This is a genomic window from Geminicoccus roseus DSM 18922 (assembly GCF_000427665.1).
GTDB classification, from domain to species: Bacteria; Pseudomonadota; Alphaproteobacteria; order Geminicoccales; family Geminicoccaceae; genus Geminicoccus; species Geminicoccus roseus.
Map to the genome: position 1 here is coordinate 1,587,243 of NZ_KE386572.1, position 18,128 is coordinate 1,605,370.

Annotated in this window: 20 protein-coding genes; 14 read left to right on the forward strand and 6 right to left on the reverse strand. The window is 67.1% G+C overall.

Annotation, left to right across the window (positions count from 1 at the left end):
* The first annotated feature begins 23 nt into the window (after window positions 1–23).
* From GEMRO_RS34155 to GEMRO_RS0108625, 3 genes are all read left to right on the forward strand, one after another.
* Window positions 24–755 (forward strand): hypothetical protein, encoded by a 732-nt coding sequence (locus GEMRO_RS34155; RefSeq protein WP_157505511.1) that lies wholly within the window; start codon window positions 24–26, stop codon window positions 753–755.
* 622 nt (window positions 756–1,377) lie between these two features.
* Window positions 1,378–2,175: a DUF2092 domain-containing protein gene (locus GEMRO_RS0108620; protein WP_035484969.1), complete on the forward strand. Its 798-nt coding sequence runs from the start codon at window positions 1,378–1,380 to the stop codon at window positions 2,173–2,175.
* On the forward strand, window positions 2,172–2,384 hold the full coding sequence (locus tag GEMRO_RS0108625; RefSeq protein ID WP_027133665.1) for a hypothetical protein: 213 nt from the start codon (window positions 2,172–2,174) through the stop codon (window positions 2,382–2,384). The genes GEMRO_RS0108620 and GEMRO_RS0108625 overlap by 4 nt, the downstream gene beginning before the upstream one ends.
* 76 nt (window positions 2,385–2,460) lie before the next feature.
* Here GEMRO_RS0108625 and GEMRO_RS34640 read toward each other — a convergent pair whose 3' ends face one another.
* The gene (locus GEMRO_RS34640) at window positions 2,461–2,886 is read right to left on the reverse strand and encodes an ester cyclase (protein ID WP_035484972.1); all 426 of its coding nucleotides are present in this window, start codon (window positions 2,884–2,886) and stop codon (window positions 2,461–2,463) included.
* Window positions 2,887–3,099: 213 nt separating this feature from the next.
* Between GEMRO_RS34640 and GEMRO_RS0108635 the strand changes: the two genes are divergently transcribed.
* Window positions 3,100–4,194: a class I SAM-dependent methyltransferase gene (locus GEMRO_RS0108635; RefSeq protein WP_027133666.1), complete on the forward strand. Its 1,095-nt coding sequence runs from the start codon at window positions 3,100–3,102 to the stop codon at window positions 4,192–4,194.
* Between the two features lie 8 nt (window positions 4,195–4,202).
* Here the strand turns inward: GEMRO_RS0108635 and GEMRO_RS0108640 are convergent, their stop codons facing one another.
* A complete protein-coding gene (locus GEMRO_RS0108640; protein WP_027133667.1) occupies window positions 4,203–5,180 on the reverse strand; it encodes a hypothetical protein in 978 nt (325 codons plus the stop codon).
* A gap of 654 nt (window positions 5,181–5,834) precedes the next feature.
* On the opposite strand from GEMRO_RS0108640, the gene GEMRO_RS0108645 reads away from it, so the two are divergent.
* Window positions 5,835–6,929 carry a hypothetical protein gene (locus tag GEMRO_RS0108645; RefSeq protein WP_027133668.1) on the forward strand — a complete coding sequence of 365 codons (1,095 nt, stop codon included), beginning with the start codon at window positions 5,835–5,837 and terminating at the stop codon, window positions 6,927–6,929.
* 87 nt (window positions 6,930–7,016) lie between these two features.
* Here the strand turns inward: GEMRO_RS0108645 and GEMRO_RS0108650 are convergent, their stop codons facing one another.
* The 4 genes from GEMRO_RS0108650 to GEMRO_RS0108665 all read right to left on the reverse strand — a co-directional run bounded on the left by GEMRO_RS0108650 (window position 7,017) and on the right by GEMRO_RS0108665 (window position 10,952).
* A complete protein-coding gene (locus GEMRO_RS0108650) occupies window positions 7,017–7,994 on the reverse strand; it encodes an aldo/keto reductase (protein WP_027133669.1) in 978 nt (325 codons plus the stop codon).
* Window positions 7,995–8,000: 6 nt separating this feature from the next.
* Window positions 8,001–8,858, reverse strand: a complete 858-nt coding sequence (locus GEMRO_RS0108655) for an SDR family NAD(P)-dependent oxidoreductase (RefSeq protein WP_027133670.1) — start codon at window positions 8,856–8,858, stop codon at window positions 8,001–8,003.
* Between the two features lie 106 nt (window positions 8,859–8,964).
* Window positions 8,965–10,143, reverse strand: coding sequence for a LytR C-terminal domain-containing protein (locus GEMRO_RS32535; protein ID WP_051328863.1), 1,179 nt, complete (start codon window positions 10,141–10,143; stop codon window positions 8,965–8,967).
* A gap of 125 nt (window positions 10,144–10,268) precedes the next feature.
* Window positions 10,269–10,952 (reverse strand): GntR family transcriptional regulator, encoded by a 684-nt coding sequence (locus GEMRO_RS0108665; protein ID WP_035486825.1) that lies wholly within the window; start codon window positions 10,950–10,952, stop codon window positions 10,269–10,271.
* Between GEMRO_RS0108665 and GEMRO_RS34160 the strand changes: the two genes are divergently transcribed.
* The 9 genes from GEMRO_RS34160 (at window position 10,951) to GEMRO_RS34165 (ending at window position 18,111) form a co-directional block, all read left to right on the forward strand.
* Window positions 10,951–11,106 carry a hypothetical protein gene (locus GEMRO_RS34160; RefSeq protein ID WP_157505512.1) on the forward strand — a complete coding sequence of 52 codons (156 nt, stop codon included), beginning with the start codon at window positions 10,951–10,953 and terminating at the stop codon, window positions 11,104–11,106. The genes GEMRO_RS0108665 and GEMRO_RS34160 overlap by 2 nt on opposite strands.
* Before the next feature lie 189 nt (window positions 11,107–11,295).
* The gene (locus GEMRO_RS0108670) at window positions 11,296–12,228 is read left to right on the forward strand and encodes a BKACE family enzyme (RefSeq protein ID WP_027133672.1); all 933 of its coding nucleotides are present in this window, start codon (window positions 11,296–11,298) and stop codon (window positions 12,226–12,228) included.
* Window positions 12,229–12,265: 37 nt separating this feature from the next.
* Window positions 12,266–13,576, forward strand: a complete 1,311-nt coding sequence (locus GEMRO_RS0108675; RefSeq protein ID WP_027133673.1) for an ABC transporter substrate-binding protein — start codon at window positions 12,266–12,268, stop codon at window positions 13,574–13,576.
* Window positions 13,577–13,614: 38 nt separating this feature from the next.
* The gene (locus GEMRO_RS0108680; RefSeq protein WP_027133674.1) at window positions 13,615–14,535 is read left to right on the forward strand and encodes a branched-chain amino acid ABC transporter permease; all 921 of its coding nucleotides are present in this window, start codon (window positions 13,615–13,617) and stop codon (window positions 14,533–14,535) included.
* A gap of 5 nt (window positions 14,536–14,540) precedes the next feature.
* A complete protein-coding gene (locus GEMRO_RS28540) occupies window positions 14,541–15,551 on the forward strand; it encodes a branched-chain amino acid ABC transporter permease (RefSeq protein ID WP_035484976.1) in 1,011 nt (336 codons plus the stop codon).
* Entirely contained in the window at window positions 15,548–16,291 is a 744-nt protein-coding gene (locus GEMRO_RS0108690; protein WP_027133675.1) for an ABC transporter ATP-binding protein, read from the forward strand. Before GEMRO_RS28540 ends, GEMRO_RS0108690 begins: the two co-directional genes overlap by 4 nt.
* Entirely contained in the window at window positions 16,288–16,986 is a 699-nt protein-coding gene (locus GEMRO_RS0108695) for an ABC transporter ATP-binding protein (RefSeq protein WP_027133676.1), read from the forward strand. Before GEMRO_RS0108690 ends, GEMRO_RS0108695 begins: the two co-directional genes overlap by 4 nt.
* Window positions 16,987–16,989: 3 nt before the next feature.
* Window positions 16,990–17,622, forward strand: coding sequence for an ATP-binding cassette domain-containing protein (locus GEMRO_RS0108700; RefSeq protein ID WP_027133677.1), 633 nt, complete (start codon window positions 16,990–16,992; stop codon window positions 17,620–17,622).
* A gap of 252 nt (window positions 17,623–17,874) precedes the next feature.
* Window positions 17,875–18,111, forward strand: a complete 237-nt coding sequence (locus tag GEMRO_RS34165; protein WP_157505513.1) for a hypothetical protein — start codon at window positions 17,875–17,877, stop codon at window positions 18,109–18,111.
* The last annotated feature ends 17 nt before the right edge of the window (window positions 18,112–18,128 follow it).

Genomic DNA, 18,128 nt, shown 5'->3' on the forward strand with positions numbered 1-18,128 from the left:
ATCCTCTATTATTTAAGGACTATTTGATATCTTCTTTTATATCGGCGGTATATTGTGATGAAATCAAGTTCATAGAGAAAATTATTGCAAAAGTCTCTGATATTGCAGAGAATGCTAAATCTCAGCATTTGATATTAGCCTCTGGTGTGCTTGAGTACACCAAATATACCAGCTCAACTAGCAAATATACAAAGAGCAAATTTAACGAGTTGAAGAGGCCTTTTTCGAATTGTTGCAACAGTAAGCATCCTTATGTTAGGGCTATAGCTCGCCATTACGTGGGAAGATGTTTAGTAAAGGAGGCTTATTTGCAACAAGACGAAAAAGTGCGCGTGAAGTTTTTAGAGTTTGCTTTAGGTCACTTTAAGATGGCGGAGAATGAATTCGAACTGTGTGAGATTGATGAGTCTTCTAAAATGATGTGGCTGGCATTTCTTCAAAGACATCTTGCGCGAACCTATCACGGTCTAAAGAATACAGACTTGGCCCTGGAGTACGCAGAAAAAGCATTGCGTAATCGGGAGGACTTAGTAGTAAGACTCCAAAATAGCTATGATAATGCAGCATTTGATGCGTTTGAAGCCGAGTATTACTTGTCCGTCATTGACTACGTTCTTATATCAAAGGATAGAACTTTTGCTCCATATGAAGAAATGCAAGGAATCCTACAAGGGCCTCAAGTAAAAACTAGTAAATGGTGGGCAAAAGTAGCAAGAGATTATAGGCTCACTGAAAATTCATTATCAGCTGATTGATAGCCAATTTGTTGTTTGATTATACGAATATATGGTGAGAGCAGTGCTCAATCGATGCAACTTATCGCTGGATAATCTTATGTTGACCGTTGGTCCTGTTCCATCGAAATAATTAACATATCTCCGTCAAGTCGAAGTATTCATTCCCCTCCATCACCTTGCCATTTGCGACCCAGGCAAGACACTGCGCCCTCGGCGCTGGCTTCCCGTCCATCCGCGGTGCGCCCGGTGAAGGTGCAGCGCGCCGCCAGCCACTCGCTCTGCTCCAAATGATGGTGCACTACCAGCCGGGTCTCCGCGAACAGGTGGCAGACCTGCTGGTGGAACGCCTGGTAGGCCTCGGGCCTGGCCAGCGGCTACGGGCTTGAGGCCATCCATGCGGATGTCGGACGCGCTCGGCCCGTGGATTGCTGTGGAGTTGCGCCCGGTCCATGCCCGCCGCGCCCGGCTCTTCGATCGGCACCGCACCGCGCCGCCTCGGCCCGCATCATCGCACTCCGTCATCAAGATGACCCCGGCCCCCTTTACACCTTGCCAATGCCCGCCCGGCATGCGCGTATGGACATCCTCGATCTGTTCAATCTTACTGGAACAAGACCACGTCTTGAGTAAGGTAGATAAAATGCAAATATTCGATCGATCTTCAAATGTTCTGTGTAAAGCAATTCCAATCGCGGTGCTTGGCGCGAGCCTGGGCGCTTCTCCAGCCGTGCTGGCCGACGAGGCGGAAGCCAGAAACCTGCTCAAGAACATGTCCGACTACATGGCCGAGCAGAAGATCTTCTCGTTCGACTATGATGCGAGCCTGGAAGTCGTCACCGACGACCACCAGAAGCTCATGCTGGCGAGCAGCGGGACGCTGAAACTCAGCCGGCCCGACAAGATCCGCCTGACGCGAACCGGCGGGTTCGCCAATGTCGAGATGGTGTTCGACGGCCAGACCATGACGCTGCTCGGCAAGGACGCCAACATCTACGCCCAGGCCGAGATGCCCGGCACCCTGGACCACGCGGTCGAGACGCTGCGGGTGGAGTACCACAAGCCGGTTCCCGGCGCCGACCTGCTCGCGGCGAACGTCTATGACGTGCTGATGGAGGGCGTGATCGACGTCAAGGACCTCGGCAGCGGCGTGATCGGGGGGATCGAGTGCGACCACCTGGCCTTCCGCACCGAGGAACTGGACTGGCAGATCTGGATCGCGCAGGGCGACCAGCCCCATCCGTGCCGCTACGTCATCACCAGCAAGAACGTCGACCAGGCTCCCCAGTACAGCGTGCAGATCCACGACTGGCAGACCGGCGACCAGGTGGCGGCGGATTTCGCCTTCGAGAACAGCACCGGCGCCAAGAAGATCGACCTGGAGGATCTGGGCGGCTCCGATGAACTGCCTGAGCACCTGGCCCCGGGAGACGCCCAGTGAACCTGTGGAGAAGCGTGAAGATCGCCATGATCGCCCTGGCGATCGGTTTGGTCGGGCCGGAAGCGATCACCTGGCTCACCGCCCCCGGCCCCCACGCCCTGGTCCAGACGGCCGAGGCGAGGGTCGGGCGACCGCTCACCCCCGTCAGCGTGGCAGGCGTGGCCAGGCGCTCGGTGCGGCGCTGCGCGGTCGGGGTGTATCGCTGCTAACAAAGCCGCGTGCGGCAGGGACAGGCCGGCCCGGGCCCATGGTCCGGGCGGGCCGGTCCGCCAGCGTCCGACTGCCTCAGCCGTTGCCCCCGACACCCTGCCCGTTCATGCAGCACTCCAGCGTATCCGCCGGCAGCTGCCCCAGCTGCGTGAACATCCCGATCAGGTCGAAGTAATTATACCCTTCCAGTACCTTGCCGTCCGCGATCCGGGCGAACACCGCCCCCTCGGCGCTGGCTTCCCGCCCGTCCGCGGTGCGCCCGACAAAGGTGCAGCGCGCCGCCAGCCACTCGCCCTGCTCCAGGTGGTTGTGCACCACCAGCCGGGTCTCAACGAACAGGTGGCAGACCTGCTGGTGGAACGCCTGGTAGGCGTCGGGACCCACCAGCGGCTGGGGGCCCAGGCCATGCATGCGGATGTCGGACGCGCTCAGCTCGTGGATCGCGATGGGGTCGCGCTCGGCCCATACCCGCCGCGCCCAGGTCTCCAGGGTGGACAACATGCCGTACCTCCTTGGGCCCGCGGCCAGCCCGGCCTGCGGACCGGGACAGCATAATCCAGAAACGTCGAGCCGGTGAGTCCGTCCGCGTCCACCGCTGCCCGGCAGCGGCCCAGGAGTTCCGGAAAACCCGAGCCTGACGGGTGCGCGGACTTGGTGTAGATTGCCGCCCGATAGCCCGGGAACCCCGATAGCCCGGGAACAAGGGAGGCTCCGATGGCGGTGACCACGGGCATGGTCGGCCAGGGGTTCTACAACCGGAACTCGGCCCCGCAGCATGCCGCGATCCGGCACGTGCTGCCCTGGCTGGAGCAGGCGCTGCAGGACCTGCCCCTGGGCGACGGGCCGGTAGCGGCGACGCTGGCCGATTTCGGCTGCTCGGAGGGGGCCAACTCGATCGCGGTGATGCGGCAGCTCCTGCCGGTCCTGCGCCAGCGCACCGACCGGCCGCTCGCCACCGTGCACAGCGACCTGCCGACCAACGATTTCGGCGAACTGTTCCGGGCGCTGCGCGGCGAGAACGGCCCGGTGCTGGGCGAGGATGTCTATTCCTGTGCGGTGGGCGGCTCGATGTACGACCGGCTCCTGCCGCCCGGCAGCCTCGGCCTCGCCACCACCTTCAACGCCATCGGCTATTTCGGCCGCCGCCCGCTGGAGCGGCTGGAAGACTATATCGTGCCGAACGGCCCGATGCCCGGGCGCACGGCCGCCAAGGTCACGCCGGCCGAGCATGCCGCCTGCGCCGGCCAGGCCGCCGCCGACCTGGAAGCCTACCTTCTCCGCCGCGCCGTCGAGCTGGTGCCGGGCGGGCTGGCGCTGGTCCAGGTGTTCGGGGTGGGGCCGATGGGGCGGACCTGCGACGGGATCTACGACGCCCTGGACGACAGCCTGCGCGAGCTGGTCGCCGCCGGGCGGATCGACCGGGACAACTATGCCCGCTTCTACCAGCCGGTCTATTTCCGCGACCTGGACGAGCTCACCGCGCCGGTGGCCGGGCCAAACGCCCCGCTGGCCCACCTGTTCGCCCTGGAGCGGGCCGAATGCTACGAGGTCCCGGTGCCGTTCGTGGAAGCCTGGCGGGCCGGCGGCGACACCGCCGGCTATGCGGCGGCCTGCACCGCCTTCTTCCGCGCCTTCACCGAGCCGGTGCTGCGCCTGGCCTTCGCCGCCGACCCCGACCCGGACGGGCTGGTCCAGGCGGCGTTCGCCGGGGCCGAGCGGCTGATCGCGGCCAAGCCCGAGACCTATCTGTTCCGCTATGTCAGCGTCGCCGCCCTGCTGCGCCGAAGGGGCGCGCGCCTGGACGACTGAGCCCTTTATCAGAACTCGAGCTTCGCGCCGACGCTCCACCCGGTGATCCCGTCGCCCACCAGCGCGGAGGCGCGCAGGCTGATCCCGTCGATGCCGTCCACCATCTGGTCGTCGACGATCTCGATGCCGCCGCCGAACTCGAAGAAATAGTCGAAGCCCAGCGAATCCGAGGCATTGCCCGGAAAGCTGGAATTCGCGACAAATCCGATCCAGCGCAGGTCGCGCCCGAACACCTGCCCGGGCAGCGGCCCGTTCAGTTCGCCCAGGGCGGTGAACACGCCGAACGTGCTGCTCGTCTTCAGCACGTCGTCGCTGGCCGCGAAGGTCTCGGCGAACAGCTGGTTGTAGCGCAGGTTGCCGGCAAAATGGACCCCGCCGCCGATCTCCCGCCGGTAGTTGGCTTGCAGCGCCGCCCCCGCCAGCGCCACGTTGCCGTGCAGGTTGAACAGGAAACCCTCGGTGGTCTCCTCCAGCAAGGCTGCGCCCGGTCCGGACATCTGGCTGTCCTGGCCGATATAGGAATAGCCGATCAGCCCGATCGGGCGGAGCGTGGCATGCGCCCCCAAGGGGAAGCTCACCCCGAGCCCCGCCACCGCCGAGACCGCGTCCAGGTCGCTGTCGACATCGGCCTCCAGCGGCGTGCCAAGCAGGAAGTCGTCGATCCCGTCATCGGCGTGCAGGTAGCCCAGGGTCAGCTCGGCATAGAGCGTCCGGCCGGCGGGAAGCAGGTCGGGAAAGTCGTGGCGGAGCGGCAGCACGAACTTGGTGACCTGCGTGTCCCGCCCGCCCTCCAGGCCGGCGTCGATCGTGAAGTTGGCGGCGCTCACGCCCGGCAGGGCCGCGAACCCGGTCAGCCCCTGGACCAGATCGCCGACATGCGCGTCGGCCACCGACTGCCGCAGGAAGCGGCGCAACTCGTCCACCGACTGCGCCGAGGCCGGCGACGCCGCGAGGGCCGCCAGCAGCACCAACAGGACGATCCGCACCCGGCTTCCCCTGAAGACAACCGGCGCAAAGGGTGCAGGCCCCGGCAGATCGGATCAAGCCGAAGCTGGCCATCCATGTTCATAGGATCAAAGGCCTAAAACTGCTACCGTGGACGTCACCCCGCCATCAGGCAAAGCGGCACCTGCACCACACCGCCCACGCCACGGATCTCGCCCATGCCGTTTCTTACCAAACGAACCCGAGGATCGCCCGGCGCCGCTCCGCAATCCTGCCCAACGATCTGCCATCTCCCCGGATTTGCACGAACGAACCCGAGCCATGTTTCCACCAAACGGACCCGAGCCCTCAGCCGCGCAGCCTCGAACCCACACATTTGCACAAACGAACCCGAGCCTGCGCTTTTCGCTGAACGAACCCGACCCTTCTTCCCGTCCAGCTCCAATGCCCAGGCCCGGCGGCCTGTCGCAGCGGCGCCGGCACCCGGCTTTTTGCACGAACGAACCCGAGCTTTGTTGCCGGAACATGAATTGCACGAACGAACCCGAGCCCGAGAACGATGTTGAAGAACAACATCTTCACAGCGAAAAACTTCCCCAGTCATCTACCCAGGGGTGGAACCTTGTGTCGCAGCGGCCGGTTGCTCCCGGCAGAGGCCGACCGGTCTCGCATCCAGGCAACAGGGAGGAACCTGAATGGCAATCGAGACCGGCCCCCGCGGCGAACGGATCAGGGCGATGGGACGCGAGGTCCTCACCACCCCGGTCAGCCGCGTCTCCTGGGGCGCGATCTTCGCCGGCGCAGTCTGTGCGCTGGCCCTGCAGGCCATGTTCACCCTGCTCACGCTCGGGCTGGGCCTGAGCCTGGTCGATGACGGCGATCCGTCCGGGGCCGGCTGGGGCAGCGGCCTGTTCTTCGCGCTCACCCTGATCATCAGCCTGTTCGCCGGCGGCTGGATCGCCGGGCGGCTGTCCGGCGTGCCGCGGATGCCCTCCGCCCTCCTGCATGGTGTAGTGGTGTGGGCGCTGGTGACGCTCGGTGCGGCCTGGCTCAGCGTGTCCACGACCGGTGCCGTGCTCAGCGGCGCCACCCGGGCGGTCTCCGCCGCCGGCAGCGCCGCCGGCACGGTGGTGGGCAGCACCGCGCAGGGCATCGGCGGCGCCGTCTCGGCGGTGGCGCCGGAGCTGGAGGATCTCCAGGCCAGGGACCTGCGGTCGATGGTGCCGGATGCGGTCGAGCAGGACGTCCGCCAGCTCGTGGGTGACCAGGACCTCACGCCGCAGCAGATCACCCAGGAAGTGCGCTCGATCACCAACGAGGTGATCGACGACGGCGAGCTGCGCTCGGCGCGGCGGATCATCGTCAATGCCGGTCGGCGCATGCTGCGCAACCCCGCCCAGGCCGACGAGATCTTCCAGCAGACGGTGGACCGGCTGACCCAGGAGGGCGGTCCGCTCGGCGAGCAGCAGTTCGACGAGCTGCAGGGCCAGCTCCAGCAGCGCTACGGCATCTCCGAGGAACGCTCCACCGAGGTCGTCCAGCGCTGGCGGGAAGAGTTCGTCCAGGCCCGTGACGCCGCGGTCGAGACCTATCGCGAGACCTACAACACGGTTGCCCAGGAGCTGACCGACGCCGCCGACGCCGCCACCGAGGCAGCGCAGCAGGCGGCCAGCGCCACCGCCACCGCCGCCTGGTGGTCCGCCTTCGGCGTGTTCCTGGCCCTGCTGGCCGCGGCGGCCGGCGCCGCCATGGGCCGCCCGGACCGGGAGACCACCGAGCGGATGGCCTGAGGCCGCCTCCCCTCAAGGCACCCACAAGGAAAGGGCCGTGCGCAAGCACGGCCCTTTCTTTTGCGGGAAAGCTGGGGAAAGCCGGCGTCAGCTGAAGCCGGTCACCACGTGCGGCACGTAGGGCGCCTCCAGCGCCGCCACCTCCTCGGCGTTCAGGCGCAGTTCCAGCGCCCGGGCCGCGTCGTCCAGATGGTGCGGCTTGGTGGCGCCCACGATCGGGGTGGTCATCGGCTTCTGCAGGACCCAGGCCAACGCCACCTGGGCGCGCGGCACCCCGCGCTTCTCGGCGATCGCCCCCACCGCCTCCACCACCTTGCGGTCGGCCTCCTCGGTGTTGGCGTAGAGCGTGCGGCCGAACTCGTCGGTCTCCACCCGCTTGGTCGTCTCGCCCCAGGGACGGGTCAGCCGGCCGCGCGCCAGCGGGCTCCACGGCATCAGCCCGATCCCTTCCGCGTGGCAGAGCGGCAGCATCTCGCGCTCCTCCTCGCGGTAGAGCAGGTTGAGATAGTTCTGCATGGTGACGAACCGGGTCCAGCCATGCTTCTCGGCGGTGTGCAGCATGGTGGCGAACTGCCAGGCATACATGGAGGACGCGCCGATATAGCGGGCCTTGCCGGCCTTCACCACGTCGTGCAGCGCCTCCAGCGTCTCCTCGATCGGGGTGTGCTTGTCGAAGCGGTGGATCTGGTAGAGGTCGACATGGTCGGTGCCCAGCCGCTTCAGGCTCTTGTCGATCTCCGCCATGATCGCCTTGCGCGACAGGCCGGCGCCGTTCGGCCCGGGATGCATCCGGTTGAACACCTTCGTCGCCAGCACGATCTCGTCGCGCCTGGCGAAGTCCTTGAGCGCCCGGCCGACGATCTCCTCGCTGGATCCGTCCGAATAGACATTGGCGGTGTCGAAGAAGTTGATGCCGAGGTCGAGGGCCTTCTTGATGAACGGCCGGCTCTCGTCCTCGGCCATCGACCAGGCATGGGTGCCCTTGGCCGGATCGCCGTAGCTCATGCAGCCCAGGCACAGGCGCGAGACGTCCAGGCCGGTGCGGCCGAGCTTCACGTATTGCATCGATCCTCAGTCCTTCATGAAGGCCGCGAACGCGCCCTTGTAGTCCTTGTGCCAGCGGGACAGCGCCGGCCGCTTCTCGATCAGGTCGCCCATGGCCCAGCGCATCCGCTTCTGGTCGGTCGCCCAGTCCGTCTCGTAGTCCTGGCAGAACAGGTAGAACTCGCCCTGGCCCATGCCGTCGACCAGCACGTCAACCACCTGCTCAGGCGTCCAGGCGCCGTCCGGCTTGGGCGTGTCCGGCGTGCGGTCGGGCCGGGTCATCCCGGTGAAAGTGAAGCCGGGGATCAGCAGATGCGCGGTGATCCGCTCGCCCGCCGCCCCGCGCAGCTCGTGGGCCAGCTGCTCGGTCAGCACCTTCACCGCGGCCTTGGAGACGTTGTAGGCGGCGTTGCCCGGCGGCGTGGTGATGCCCTGCTTGGAGCCGGTCACCACGACGGCGCCGGGCTGGCCGCCGGCCACCATGTCCGGCACGAAGGTCTGCAGCCCGTTGATCACCCCGAACAGGTTGACCCCCAGGAGCCGCTCCCACTGCGCCCGGTCCTGCCAGGTAGAGGCCGGCTTGCCGGTGGCGGCGTTGTTCATCAGCAGCGCCACCTGCCCGAACCGCTCCCTCACCGCCGCCTTCAGCCGCTCCACGTCCTCGATCCGCGCCACGTCGGTCCGCACCGCCAGCACGTCGGTCTCGCCGTGCCTAGCCAGCGCCACCACCTCGCGCCGCGCCGATTCCAGCAGGGCAGCGTCCTGGTCGGCCATCGCGACCTTCATGCCGAGCCGGGCGAACCGTTCCGCCGCCGCACGGCCGATGCCGTTGCCGGCGCCGGTGACCACCGCGACCTTGCCGGCCCCGAGCGCTGGATGGTTCATGTCGTTTCCTCCTCCGGCGCCGGCCAGTGCCGGGCAGCGCCGTCCGCCATAGCCCGATCGCCCGGCCATGGACAACCGCCAGCGGCTGAGCCGGGTTGCACCCGGCTCAGCCGGCCGGCAGCCAGATCTCCAGCGTGCCCGGCTGGGGCCGCGGCTCGAAATGGGTGAAATCGCTGGCGCCGCGCCGGGCAAGGCCGCTCATCCCCGGCAGCGCGCGGCTGCTCAGCTCCACCAGCGTCTGCGCCTCGCCCTGATTGCCGGCGAAGAAGTAGCGCACGCTCGGCTCGTCGATCGCGAACGGCACCTCGCGTACATCGGCGACGGTGAAGCCCTGCTGGCGCAGCAGCCGCGCCAGCCGCTCCGCCTCGTCCACGGCCTGGCCGCCGATCGCGCTGTAGTGGATGAACACCCGCGTGGGCCCGGGCAGCGGCCTCGGGCCGGCTGCGGGCGCCGGCGGCTCGGCCGGGCGGGCCAGGGCCGGCGGTGGCGCCGGCTGCGTGCGCAGGACCTGGGGCAGCCTGGTGAGTTCCGGCGGAGCGGGCGCCCGCAGCGGCTCGATCGCACGCGGCTGCGGCGGAACCGGCGGCGGCGCCGGCGGAGGCGGTGGCGCGGCCAGGGATGGCACCACCAGGGGCGGCGGCGGCAGCGGGTCCGCGTCGGCGACCGCGTCCAGCTTCGGGAGATCGTCCACCCATGCCGAAGGCGGCTCGGCCGGCGGCGCCTGCGGGAGCACAGGCTCGTCCCAGGAAGGCGCGGGCGCGGGCACAGGCGCAGGCCTGGGCGTCGCCATCCGCAGGTAGGGCTCGGTGCCGAGCCAGGCGGTCGCGACGATCAGCGCGATGCCCAGCGCCAGGCCTGCAAAGACGGTGAGCCAGACCCAGCGCTTGGGGACCACCAGCCGCCGCCGGGGCGGCGCATCGTCGTCCTCGTCGTCCTCCCGCTGGACCCTGCCGCTTGCCGCGCGGGCGGGCCCGGGCGCCGGCCCGGCAAGCGGCTTGCGCATCACCGGGATCACCCCGGCTGCTCCTTCCGGGCCGATCAGGGCCCGGGCCTCGCGGCGCGCCTCGCCGAAGATCCAGTCGTCGCTGCTCTCGCGGGCGGGATCGTAGCTGGGCTGATTGCGCGCGATCGCCAGCAGGACCGGGCGGCGCAGCCGGGCAGCCAGGGCCTCGTTGTCCAGCCAGTGCGCGAGCATCTCCTCGATCTTGCCGCCGTAGCGGTCGTCGAGCTCGGTGTAACTCGCCGGGATCGACTCGCGGTCGGTCGCATACCCTGCGGTCTGCATGCTGGTTCCTTCTGCTCCCGCGCCTCATACCAGTTGCGGAGCCGACTCGCCCCCCATCATATCACCTGGGTCCTGGTTCTCGTATGCGCCAGCCGTGCATCCGGATGCACGGCTGGCGCCGGGCATCAGCCCGCCAGGATGTCGCCCCGGGCAATGATGAAGGCGGCGGCCCCCTCGATGTCGGCGGCGATCGCCGCCCGGGCCGCCTCGCCGTCGCCACGGCGGATCGCCTCCAGCGCCTCGCCATGGCGGCGATAGGCCCCGCCGGCCGCCAGCCGGCCCGGATCGTCCCGGGTTTCCAGGTTGATGATCGGCCCGACCCGCAGCCAGAGCTGTTCCACGATCTCTACCAGCATCGGCATGGCGGAAGCACGATAGACCGCGAAGTGGAAGTTCATGTTCAGCTGGACCGCCCGGGCCAGATCCGGCCGCGCGGCTACACTCTCCTCGCGGAAGCCCGCCTCGCACACCGCGATGGCCTCGAGCTCGCCCGGCGAGCGGGCATGGGCCGCGCGGGCCGCGGCGAACCCCTCGATCTCGATCCGGATCTCGGTGATCTGGCGGAACTGGGCCACGGTGGTCAGCGGCACCCGGATCGCCCGACTGGGTGTCACCTCCAGGGCGTGGTCCGCCACCAGACGGCTCACCGCGCCGCGCACCGGCATGATCGAGACGCCGAGCGCGTCGGCGACCGAGCGAAGCGACAGCCGTTCTCCCGGCTTGAGCTGGCCGGACATCAGCAGTTCGCGCAGCCGCCGGTAGGCCCGGTCGCCGAGCGTGTCCCGGTCGACGGGCTGGATGGAGTGCATGACCGGCAGGCTCGCCACGTCGAAATCGCCCCGTGAACAGATCACCGGGGTGGACTACCGACACGAGGAAGGGGAGGCCTGCAAGGCCGAAGAAGCACGCCTGTGCCGCTTCCGCTCATGGACAAGCCGGATCGGCTGGGCTACCCGACCGTGATCACGGATCACGAAAAGCCGTGGATCAGGGTAGGTGATGCCGAAGATGTGGAATATCGTCGTCATGGATGCGCCGGGGCGCCCCGGCTCCGCTCCGGCCGCAACGAAGCGGCCGGCGGCGTCGCGACCCGCAGCCACCCGCCTGATCGTCCACGTGCAGCGCCACCCGTCCGCGGCAGGAGCCTGAACCATGGCAGCATCCCAGAAGGTCATCATCACCTGCGCGGTCACGGGGGCGATCCATACCCCGTCCATGTCGCCGCACCTGCCGGTCACCCCGGAGGAGATCGCGGATGCCGCGATCGGCGCCGCCGAGGCGGGTGCTGCGATCATCCACCTGCACGCCCGCGACCCCGAGACCGGGATGCCGGTGCAGACCCCGGAATCGTTCGGCCGCTTCCTGCCGGTGATCAAGCAGCGCTCGGACTGCGTGGTGAACCTCACCACCGGCGGCGGCATCGGCATGACCGTGGAGGAGCGCGCCCGCCCGACCGCGGTGTTCAAGCCGGAAGTCGCCTCGCTCAACATGGGCTCGATGAACTTCGCCACCTTCCCGATGCTGCAGCGCTTCAAGGAGTTCAAGCACGACTGGGAAAAGCCCTACATCGAGAAAACCAAGGACAACATCTTCAAGAACAGCTTCGCGGACATCGAGTACATCCTGAAGCTGTGCGCGGGCAACGACACCCGCTTCGAGTTCGAGTGCTACGACACCGCCCATCTCTATAATCTCGCCTACTTCCTGGAGCAGGGGCTGGTGAAGCCGCCTCTGTTCGTGCAGACCGTGTTCGGCATCCTGGGCGGGATCGGGACGCATCCCGAGGACGTGGCGCACATGAAGCGCACCGCCGACCGGCTGTTTGGTGACCAGTATCGCTGGTCGGTGCTGGGTGCCGGGCGTCACCAGATGCGGATCGCCGCCCAGGCGGCGTCGATGGGCGGCAACGTCCGGGTGGGCCTGGAGGACAGTCTGTGGGACGGGCCGGGCAAGCTGGCCGAGAGCAACGCCGCGCAGGTGCGACGCGCGCGCCAGATCCTCGAGGGATTGGGCATGCAGATCGCCACGCCGGCGGAAGCCCGCGAGATCCTGTCGCTGAAAGGCGGCGACCGGGTCGAGTTCTGAGCAAGAGGCGACGAGCTCCGGAAACAGGAGCCGCAACATGATCAGGGAGAAGGCAATGATCCACAAGATCACCAGGCGCAGCCTGGTCAAGGGTGGCACGATGCTGGCCGGTGCCGCGGCCGGCCTCGGCACCATCTACGGGCCATGGAAGCACAACCGCGCCTATGCCCAGGAAGGCAAGCCGATCAAGATCGGCCTGACCTGCGACGCCAGCGGCATGTATGGCGCGTCCGGCCGCTCCGAGCTGCGCGGCATCACCATGTGCATCGACGAGTTCAACGCCAATGGCGGCGTGCTCGGCCGCAAGATCGAGTGGATCACCGCCGACACCGAGACCAATCCCGCCACCGCCAGCCGGGTCGCCGAGCGCTTCATCAACCGCGAGGACTGCTCGATCCTGATCGGCGCCATCCATTCCGGCGTGGCCAACGCGATCACCCAGGTGGCCGAGAAGTACGGCACCATCTACCTGAACACCAACTCGTCCTCGCCCACCGAATCCGGCGAGAACTGCTCGCGAATCAAGTTCGTCTGGGACGGCAACGGCACCAACTTCACCATGTCGTCGGTGACGGCGGCGGTGGAGCGGGTCGGCAAGAAGTGGCTCCTGCTCACCAACGACTATGTCTGGGGGCATGAGACCTCGGATGCGACCCGCAAGCTGGTCGAGGCCGCCGGCGGCGAGATCATCGACGAGCTGCTGGTGCCGCAGAACACCCGCGACTTCACCTCCTACCTGCTCAAGATCCAGCAGCTCCAGCCGGAGGTGGTGGCGCCCGCGGTGGGCGGCGACGACGGCAAGATCCTGCGCGCGCAGGTGGCGGAGCTCGGCCTCGACCAGCAGGCAGCCTGGGTGCAGAGCCAGCAGGACTGGCCGGACGTCTGGGCGGCGCCGGAGAGCATCGTCGGCATTTTCGGCACCAACTGGTACCACAAGCTCAAGCTGCCGGGCGTCGACGACTTCGTGAAGCGCTGGCAGGCCCGCGCCGACGAGGGTGCGATCCCGGTGCCGGGCAACGTCGCCTATTGCGGCTACATGGGCATGCGGGAAACGCTGCGCGCAATCGAGCGGGCGGGCACCACCAACAACATCGCGATCATCAAGGAGCTGGAGCAGCTCAAGATTCCGGCGGTCGACCGGATGCAGGACTACGACGCCTGGATGAATCCGGACACCCATCACCTGCAGCAGACCATCTACCTGGCCCGCCGCAACCCGAACCCGGTGGACGACACCGACCTCTACGAGATCATCAGCGCGTCCAAGCCCGAGAACGTGATCGACCCGCAGGAGGGCCAGATGTGCAAGCTCGCCCCCTACGACCAGTTCCCGACCGTCGACGGCTGAGCAGACCGAGTGGTGAGGCCCCACGATAAGCAGGGCAGATGTTCACGCTGATACCCTTCCTGATCAACGGGCTGACCCTCGGGCTCCTGTTCGCGCTGATCGCCCTCGGCTTCATGCTGATCGTCGGCGTGATGGAGCAGATCAACCTGGCCCACGGCTCCCTGTTCGCCCTGGGCGCCTACGTGGCCTATGCCATGCTCGGCCCACCTCTCCCGTTCACGGGAGAGGTGGGTGCCTGGTGGGCGGCGCTGCCGCTCTGGCTGCGCTATGCCGTGGCCCTCATCATCGCCCCATGCATCGTCGGGCTGCTCGGCATCCTGATCGAGCAGGGGATGCGCCGGACCTACGGCAAGGATCCCCTGTTCGGCCTGCTGCTCACCTTTGGCGCCGCCCTGGTGATCGAAGACCTGATCCGGTCGATCTGGGGAACGCGCGACTATATCCTGCCGACCCCGGACGCGATCTCCGGCGGCTTCATCGCGCTGAACCTGATCTGGTCATCCTACCGCTTCTTCGCGGCGGCGGCCGCCGCGGTCTTCATCCTGCTGACCTGGCTCCTGATCGAGCGCACCCGCTTTGGCGCCGTCATCAAGGCCGGCGCGCACGACAGCGAGATGGTCCGGGCCTTGGGCTACGACCTCGCCAAGCTGCGCATCGCGGTGTTCGCGATCGGCACCATGCTGGCGGCTGCCGCCGGGATGATCATGGCGCCGATCTGGGGCATCCGCCCGCACATGGGGGTCGACGCGGTGATCCCGGCCTTCCTGATCATCGTGCTGGGCGGCGTCGGCTCGTTCTGGGGTGCGGTGATCGCCGGCCTGCTGGTCGGCATGGTGATCGGTCTCACCGCCGCCTACGCCTCGGAATGGTCACTTTTATCCATGTATATCCTGCTGATCGTGGTCGTGACCTTCCGGTCCCGCGGGCTGTTCGGCAAGAAGAGCATCCTGGAGGCCTGATTCCGATGCAGACTCCCGCCAATGCCGGACGCCTGATCACCCCCGCCATGGTCGGCGTGGGCCTCTTGCTGGTCACCGTGCCGTTCTGGATCACCTCGGCCGGGCTCTACCAGTATATCGGTGTGGAGATCCTGATCTGGGCGATCTACGCACTGGGCTTCAACCTCCTGCTGGGCACGGCCGGCCTGCCTTCCTTCGGCCACGGCGCCTTTTTCGGCATCGGCGCCTACGCCTTCGGGCTCACCCAGTTCCACGTGGCGGCGAACCTGTGGGTCTGCCTGCTGGGCGGCATCCTGGCGGCCAGCCTCGCCGGGGCGCTGGTGGCGGCGTTCGTGGCGCGCCGGCGCGGGATCTACTTTGCCTTTCTGACCATCGCGTTCGGCCAGGTGTTCTGGTTCATCGCCATGAAGGCGCGCGACCTGACCGGCGGCGAGGACGGCCTGCTGCCGATCGCACGGCTGCCGGTCGATCTGGGCTTCGTGTCCTTCGACCTTTCCGACAACGTGGCGCTCTACTTCTTCGTGCTGGTGCTGTTCCTGCTGACGGTGGTGGCGCTGTGGCGCCTGACCTATTCGCCGTTCGGCCGCATCCTTTCCGCCATCCGTCAGAGCGAACTGCGTGCCGCCCATCTCGGCTACCGGGTGGTGCTCTTCAAGATGCTGGCCTTCATTGTCTCGGCCGCCTTCGCCGGCCTTGCCGGCAGCCTGTTCGCCATGGCCCAGGGCGGCGCTTTCCCTGAGGTCATGGCGCTGCATTATTCCGGCTACATCGTGATGATGGTGCTGGTGGGCGGCGGGCTGGTCAGCTTCTGGGGGCCGGTGGTCGGCGTGGTCGTGTTCCTCCTGGCCCGCGACCTGCTGGGCGCCGTCACCCTGACCTGGATGCTCTGGTTCGGCCTCCTGTTCGTGGCGGTGATCCTGTTCAGGCCCGAGGGCATCGCCGGCGTCTTCCAGGACCTGCGTCGCCGTCTCACCCGCCGCGCCACGCCGCAGCCGGCCGTGCGGAGCACGCCATGACGGCGCTCGAGGCCCGCGCCGTCCATGTGCGCTTTGGCGACCGGGTCGTGCTGGAGGAGATGAACTTCACCGTGGCAGAGGGCGAGCTGCACGGCATCATGGGGCCGAACGGTGCCGGCAAGACCACCTTCTTCAACGTGCTGACCGGCAGGGTGCGGCCCAGCCGCGGCCAGGTCCTGGTCGGCGGCGAGGACGTCACCGGGCAGCCGCCGCACGCGATCGCCGCCCGTGGCGTCGCCCGGTCGTTCCAGATCATGACCCTGTTCGATGAATTCACCGCGCGCGAGAACGTGGCGATCGCCCGCCCGGAGTTCCGCGCGCTTGCCCTGCATGGCCACCGGGCCGCAATCGGCGATCCCGAATCCGATGCCGCCGCGCAGGCGGTGCTCGACGAGGTCGGCCTGGGACAGAAGGCGGACGTGATCGCCAAGGACCTCTCCTATGGCGAGCGGCGCGCCCTGGAGATCGCGGTGGCGCTGGCTCAGAAGCCCCGGGTCCTGTGCCTGGACGAACCGACCTCTGGCCTGGGTTCCGACGGCATCGCCAGGATCGCCGACCTGGTGCGCCGCCTGAAGGGCCGCTTGGCCATCGTCGCTATCGAGCACGACATGGAGTTCCTGTTCGGCCTGGCCGACCGGATCTCGGTGGTGCACTGGGGGCAGGTGATTGCCCATGGTCGGCCGGACGAACTGAAGAGCAATCCGTGGGTGCGTCGCTCCAACCTGGGACGTTTCGGATGATCCTGGACGTCGACGGCATTCATACCTTCTACGGCGAAACGCAGGTCCTGTTCGGCGTGTCGTTCGACGTGCGTCCGGGCGAGGTCGTGGCCCTTTTGGGCCCGAACGGTGCTGGCAAGACCACGACGCTGCGCTCGATCCTGGCCCTCACCCCGCCAGTCCAGGGCCGGATCGCGTTTGATGGCAGCGACGTGACCAGGCAGCCGACCCACCGGATCGCCCGCGCCGGGATCGGCTGGGTCCCGGACGACCGCCGGCTCTGCCCGACGCTGAGCGTCGCCAAGAACCTGCAGATCGCCGGCAAGCGCACCCGCTTCCGGTCCTGGAGCGTCAAGGACTGCTGCGGGATCTTCTCCGCGCTGGAGCACCTGATGCACCGCGATGCCGAGAACCTGTCCGGCGGCGAGATGCAGATGGTCGCGATTTCCCGAGCGCTGCTGGGATCGCCGGGTCTCGTCCTGTTCGACGAGCCGAGCCAGGGGCTGGCGCCCAAGATCGTCGAGGACGTGCTCGCCACCATCCGCCATCTCCGCGACGAGGGGGTCGCCTCGGTGGTGGTCGAACAGAACGCCGAGCTGGCGCTCTCGGTGGCCGACCGGGCGCTGGTCCTCGATCGCGGCCGGGTAGCCTGGAAGGGCGACGCCGAGGAACTGAAGCATGATCGGGCGCTGCGCCAGCGCCTGTTGGGAGCCTGAGCCTTGGCCGAGCCGATCCTGCGCCTGGACCAGGTGCGCAAGGTGTACCGCAAGGGCATGTTCGACCGCACCCCGACCTTCCAGCTCCAGGCCGACCTCGTGTTCGAGAACAGCGGCATCATCGGCGTGGTTGGTCCGAACGGCGCCGGCAAGACCACCCTGTTCGAGATGATCACCGGCTCGAACACGCCCAGTTCCGGCAAGGTGATGGTCGCCGGCGCCGACATCCACCGGGTCCGCTACGGCGAGCGCGACCGACTGGCGATCCACTACCACCAGTCCTACCAGGTCCGCTCGTTCCGCCGGGTCCTGCCGTCCTTCATGCTCGACCGCTCGCCGACGACGCATCCCATCCTCCACCTGTTCGACGAGCCGCAGTTCAACACCCAGGACGGCTATATCGGCTTCATGCTGGACTTCTTCCGCAAGCTCCGGGCGGACGGCAAGCTGGTATTCGTCTGCCTGCACCCCACGGCGCGCTATCATCTCGAGATCCTGAAGGAGATCGGCGAGAGCTTCCTGCTGGTCCATGGCGGCACGGCCGAACGCAAGGACAGCTTTGCCGGCCTCATCGATGACCAGCGGGTCCAGGCCTATCTGGGCCAGGAAATGGCGGGAGCCGCCCGGACCCTCTGAGCCAGGCCGGCAAGGCCTGGGGCGGCGGACGGCTCCGGTACGGCCGCACTTGTCCAGCCTCCTCCCGATCCCGGCACAGCAATACATCCTGAAGCCATACTCACGGACATCCGTCCGGGAGCGATTCTGCTTGGATAATCTCCTCCATGAGGGAAGAACATTTCCGGGCAACTCGAACTTGTGAAGAAGTCGATACTCCGAGATCCTCTGAACCCCAGATTTATTTAACAGACTGTCCAGGACAACCATACGATGAAAGAAGCGTTGCAGGTCCATCGACGTCGGCTTGCCGAGAACGGGATGCGCAGGGTTGAGGTCTGTGTGCGGGAGGCGGATGCGGAACTGATCCGCCGAATCGCCCGCTCGCTCGCGGCCGGCGACCGCTCCGCCCATCGACTGAGGGAGACGATCCAGTCGTCGGTGCCGCAGAAGACGAAGCTGACCTTCAAGGAGTGGCTCGCCACCCCTTCCGGGCCCGAGGAAAGCTGACCGGCCCGCAACCGCTC